This window comes from Paenibacillus glycanilyticus NBRC 16618 (assembly GCF_004000805.1).
GTDB lineage: Bacteria > Bacillota > Bacilli > Paenibacillales > Paenibacillaceae > Pristimantibacillus > Pristimantibacillus glycanilyticus.
Window position 1 is genome coordinate 1 of sequence record NZ_BILY01000083.1, and the last position, 4,539, is coordinate 4,539.

At 51.0% G+C, this 4,539-nt stretch carries 4 protein-coding genes; all 4 read right to left on the reverse strand.

Going from position 1 to position 4,539, the window contains the following annotated elements:
* Positions 1-18 precede the first annotated feature (18 nt).
* The 4 genes from PGL01S_RS30555 to PGL01S_RS30570 are packed head-to-tail and all read right to left on the reverse strand — an operon-like array spanning position 19 to position 4,338.
* Positions 19-1,164: an efflux RND transporter periplasmic adaptor subunit gene (locus PGL01S_RS30555; protein ID WP_127499513.1), complete on the reverse strand. Its 1,146-nt coding sequence runs from the start codon at positions 1,162-1,164 to the stop codon at positions 19-21.
* A 17-nt stretch (positions 1,165-1,181) separates the two neighbouring features.
* Entirely contained in the window at positions 1,182-2,054 is an 873-nt protein-coding gene (locus PGL01S_RS30560) for a carbohydrate ABC transporter permease (protein WP_127499515.1), read from the reverse strand.
* 15 nt (positions 2,055-2,069) lie between these two features.
* Positions 2,070-2,909: a carbohydrate ABC transporter permease gene (locus PGL01S_RS30565; protein ID WP_244935827.1), complete on the reverse strand. Its 840-nt coding sequence runs from the start codon at positions 2,907-2,909 to the stop codon at positions 2,070-2,072.
* 31 nt (positions 2,910-2,940) lie between these two features.
* The gene (locus PGL01S_RS30570) at positions 2,941-4,338 is read right to left on the reverse strand and encodes an ABC transporter substrate-binding protein (protein WP_164775644.1); all 1,398 of its coding nucleotides are present in this window, start codon (positions 4,336-4,338) and stop codon (positions 2,941-2,943) included.
* Between the last annotated feature and the right edge of the window lie 201 nt (positions 4,339-4,539).

A 4,539-nucleotide genomic window follows, 5' to 3' on the forward strand; every position in this document is an offset into this window, starting at 1 on the left:
CTATAGCGGCTTTTCTTGTTACCTTCTGACTCTCGCCCCGTCAATGAGATAGCCGGTACTGCTCACGATTACCTCCTGCTCCTCGAACAGCCCTTCCGTAACAGCCGTCGAATAGGCATTGGAGTCCGTAACCTTAACAGGGGTTTTAACGGCATGATAGGCATTGCCGAGAGGTCCTTCCTTGCTTTCCAGCGTAAATACATAAGCTCCTTGGTCATCCTGATGCACGGCTTCGTTCGGCAGCGTAAGGATATTCCCGCTGTTGCTCTTCACGATCTTAACCTGCAAGCGTTCGCCTCCGAGCAGCTTATTGTCCTTAAGCCGAACCGTTACGATGCCCGGCATGGAATCGGAATCGTTAGAAAACGGCGGTATGCCGCTGTCAGGCGTATCCAAAGCCGCACCATTCAGGTCATTATCGATAGCCGTTATCGTACCCGTAAGCTGCTCCGCGTCCTTGCCCGCGATCGTCATTTGATCGAGCGTTTCTCCGACTTCCAGCAGTCTTGCTATATCGCCCGGTACCTGCAGCCGGATCTTAAAGCCTTCGGATGCATTTGCGAGTACAATATCCGGCCCTCCCCCGGAACCCGAACCAACCAGCGCAGTAACTTCGGTTACAATGCCCGTAAAAGGCGCGGAAACGGATTGGCTTTCCGCAATGCTCTTTAGCAGGCTCTGTATGTGATTTTCCTGCGAGGCTATGTCAAGCTTGGCGGAGTCCAGCGCGAGCTTGGCGGCAGAGAGGGCACTTTCGTCTCCTTCGGTTACCGCAGTAATATAATCCGTCTGCAGTTGACTCAAGGACAATTGCTGTTTCTTGAGACTTGTCTTCATATCGTCGAGCTGAAGCATCGCTTCACTGCCGTCATATTCGATTAATTTTTGCCCTTTCGTTACTTTATCGCCTTGTTTAACAAGCACCTTCTTCACCTTCCAGCCTGACGGATTCATAAGGGCTTGCGTCTGCTCCGGCTGAACGGTCGCTTTGCCTTCGAATTCATGCGTGACCGATCCCTTGGACGCGGTTTGCGTGTAGACCTTCTGCAAGGACAGGTTCCTGATCGTATTTCCCGCAAGAGTGCTTACCGCCAGCAGAATCAGAAACAGACCGGCAAGCAGTCGCAGCTTCCGTTTGCCGGAACCGGACTTTATTTCTTTCATCCTATTCACTCCTGAGATTATCCTTTTATGCCCGTGTGTTGAATCCCTGCCACGAAATAAGATTCCGCGTACAGAAACAAAAGCACCATCGGGGCCATATACAACGCGGAAGCGGCAAACCCGGCCCCCCGTTCCGATTGGTTGATTTGCGCCAAATAGAGGGACAACGGCTGCTTGGCAGCGTCCTGCAAGAAAATTAGCGGCTGCTCGATCATGTTCCAGTAATCGACGAACAGCAACACAGCCAGAGCGGCGATACCCGGTGTGGTCAGAGGAAGAACTACCTGCCAGAAGATAATAAACGGACCTGCTCCGTCGACTTTGGCAGCTTCCGAAAGCGCATATGGAATATGGGCCATAAATTGCCGCAGCATAAACACGCCAAACGCGCCAAATATGCCTGGCAGCACAATAGATGAAGAATGGTTCATGAGTCCCAGCATGTCGATAACGAGATAGTTGGGGACGAGCGTAACCTGGAAAGGCATAAGCATCGTCATCAAATAGACGAGAAACAGCTTGTCTCTGCCGTGAAACCGCAGCTTCGCGAAAGCGTAAGCCGCCAGCGAACCGACAATAATCTGACCGATCACAATAGGCCCTGCAAGCCCGGCAGAATTCCAGAACATGGAAAGAAACTTCGGACTCAGAAACAATACCTTCGCGTATGGTTTGAATGACAGCCAGTCGGGCAGCAGCTTCAGATTCACGAAAGCATCCCGCCCGCCGCTGTCCGTATCCACCATTCGTCCGATTAAGTCGTAATTTTGGCTAAGCTCGGCTTCCGTCATTAAGGAGCTTACAAGCGTAAGGCCAATCGGGAACAGCATAACAGCCGCAAATACGGCAAGAATTACCGTTAATGCCAGTCCGGATATTCTAATATTCATGGATCCTCCTTCCCCCTACTCCGTTTGTTCCCTGAACCGGCGTTCAGCGCGGAGCAGTCCCGAGGTCAAGAGCACGATGCAAGCGACCATCATAGTCGCGGCAGCAGTCAGCTTTTGAACATCCAGTTCGAAAAACATGTTGTTCATGTAATGCTGCAGCATATACAACCGGTCATACGGATAATCTCCGGCCAGCAAATACGTCTCCCGAAATACCTTGAACGAATTGATGATCGAGATCAGCAGCACAAAAAATAAGGTTGGCGTCAAATAAACGAGCGTAATATGGCGAAATTGACGGAAACGGCCGGCGCCTTCAAGCGACGCGGTCTCGTAATAATCCTTCGGAATCGATTGCAGTCCTGCCAGCAGCAGGATCATGTCGTAGCCGATGTTCTTCCATACGTACATCGCGATAACGATACTCATGGACCAATTCGACTGCATCCAATCAATCCGGGCTATTCCAAAGGCATGCAACCATGCATTCAAAGTCCCGTTCCAGTCGAAAAAGATTTGCCAGACCGTCACGACGGATGCTACCGGTACGACTAGCGGGAGCATAAACGCGGTCCGCAACGTACTGCGCAGGAAGATCCGCCTATTCAGGAGGAGCGCTAGCGTTAAGGACAGCGCGATTAATAGCGGTACGCCAACCGATGTAAACAGCATCGTATTGCCAGCCGCTTTACGGAAAGAGGCGCTGTGGAGAAGCTCCGAATAATTGCTGAAGCCTACGAATTGTCCGCCAAGTGCGCCGTCAGTGAAGGACTCATAAATGCCTAGCAGAAACGGAATGAGATAAAACACGGAAAAGCCGATTAAGCTGGGAGCAAGGAACAGCGCGGCTGTCATACCGTCCCCTCTCCATCTCCGCAATCCTCTTCTACTCATTGAGGACCGTCATCGCTTTATTTTGGATCAGCTTCGCTACGTCTTCCGCGGATTTTTGGCCGGCGAAGTAGGCAGCGGTATTGGCGGATACAATATCCAGTACTTTGCCGGATGCGTTCTTCTTGCGGGAAGCGGCATTCGCGAATCCTTCAAGCCTGTCAAGCTGCGCCTCATCCACCTTGAAGGATTCGCCGTGCTGCGAGCCGATGGTTGGCGGCGTTATCGTTCCTTGCTTCTTCACGGCTTGTACGGCGTCAGCGAATCGCTCTTTGTTGATGGGCAGGCCGATCGCCGTATGATCCATCATGTATTTCAGGAAATCCCAGGCTGCGTCCTTTACTTTGGAATTGGTGTTTATTCCAATATCGGACCTCGTTTCATAGGAAGTGCCCGCAGCCTCTTTATCCGCATGAGGTTTGATGTAAAATTCCGTATCCTTGCCGAATACATTTAACGTCGTTAAATAATCTTCCGGCGACAAGATAGACACGTTCGTAAAATACCCCCGTTCCGACGTGCTGACGATTCCATCGTCAAACATGCTTTTGATTTGCTTCAGCAAACCAATGAACTCCGGCGTATCAAAGCTTGCCTTCCGGTTCGTCTCGTCTACGAATCTGCTATAGTTATCCGCGACAATGCTCCGCACGAAATAATCGGTACCGCCGACTTGAAGGCCTTCTCCGCTGACAATAGCCGCCTTATATTTACCTTTTGCGTCCACCAATTCCTTGCCCGCCGACATAAAATCATTCCATGTCCACGAATGGTCGTCGAACTTAACGCCGGTGGCGGCAATCGCGCTATGATCTCCAACCATGCCGCTTAAGCTGAAGGACAACGGAAGGCTGTACAGACTCTTTTCTCCCTGTTCTCCGCCTAATATATTCGTGAAGTAGTCCGACTTGCGAAACATAGGATCTTGGTCCATTCTTGCGGATAAATCGTCGAGCAAATGATGCCTTTCGTAATCGTCTGCCGCCAAATACCGGAGATCGACCAGATCCGGTCCCTTTCCTGCCAGCATCGCCGCGTTTGTGGTTGACGTAAACTTCTCGATGTCAGCATCCGTTTGCTCTCCTCCCCTCTCGTCGCTGTAAGGTTCGCTTAACCCGTACTGCAGCTTGATTTTGATATTCGGATGAGCCGCTTCGTACGATTTTACCGCTTGTTCGTATTGCTCGCTTGGCCAGAAGACGGAGAATACGATTGTTTTCGGATCTCCTCCGGCTGCTTCCCCATCCGGGTCCGCGTTTGCCGTTGTCCCGGACGGAACAGTCGTCTTGCCTGGCTCTTGACTTGCTTTATCGTCTGCTTCCAAGCTTCTGCTATTACTGCAAGCGGCCATAACCAGCACGATTAGCGAGACGGTGAGTATGATTAGACCCATTTTTTTCATCCTATTCATTCCTTTTCATGTATTTACTCTGGTATCGCATTAGCCTCCTCTTGCCGGAGGCTTGACCCAAGTATAAATAAGAGATATCTCCAAGCTTTCATCATTTTGCGTACGAAATGTCTCCGACTTTCAAAAAAAATGCGGCAGGCCGGACGAGCAATCGTCCAGCCTGCCGCATTGGCGGGCAAATCA

What these genes read in the sequence shown, in the direction of transcription:
- PGL01S_RS30555 (WP_127499513.1), bottom strand. Translation starts at nt 1,164, where the DNA reads ATGAAAGAAATAAAGTCCGGTTCCGGCAAACGGAAGCTGCGACTGCTT.
- PGL01S_RS30560 (WP_127499515.1), bottom strand. Translation starts at nt 2,054, where the DNA reads ATGAATATTAGAATATCCGGACTGGCATTAACGGTAATTCTTGCCGTA.
- PGL01S_RS30565 (WP_244935827.1), bottom strand. Translation starts at nt 2,909, where the DNA reads ATGACAGCCGCGCTGTTCCTTGCTCCCAGCTTAATCGGCTTTTCCGTG.
- PGL01S_RS30570 (WP_164775644.1), bottom strand. Translation starts at nt 4,338, where the DNA reads ATGGGTCTAATCATACTCACCGTCTCGCTAATCGTGCTGGTTATGGCC.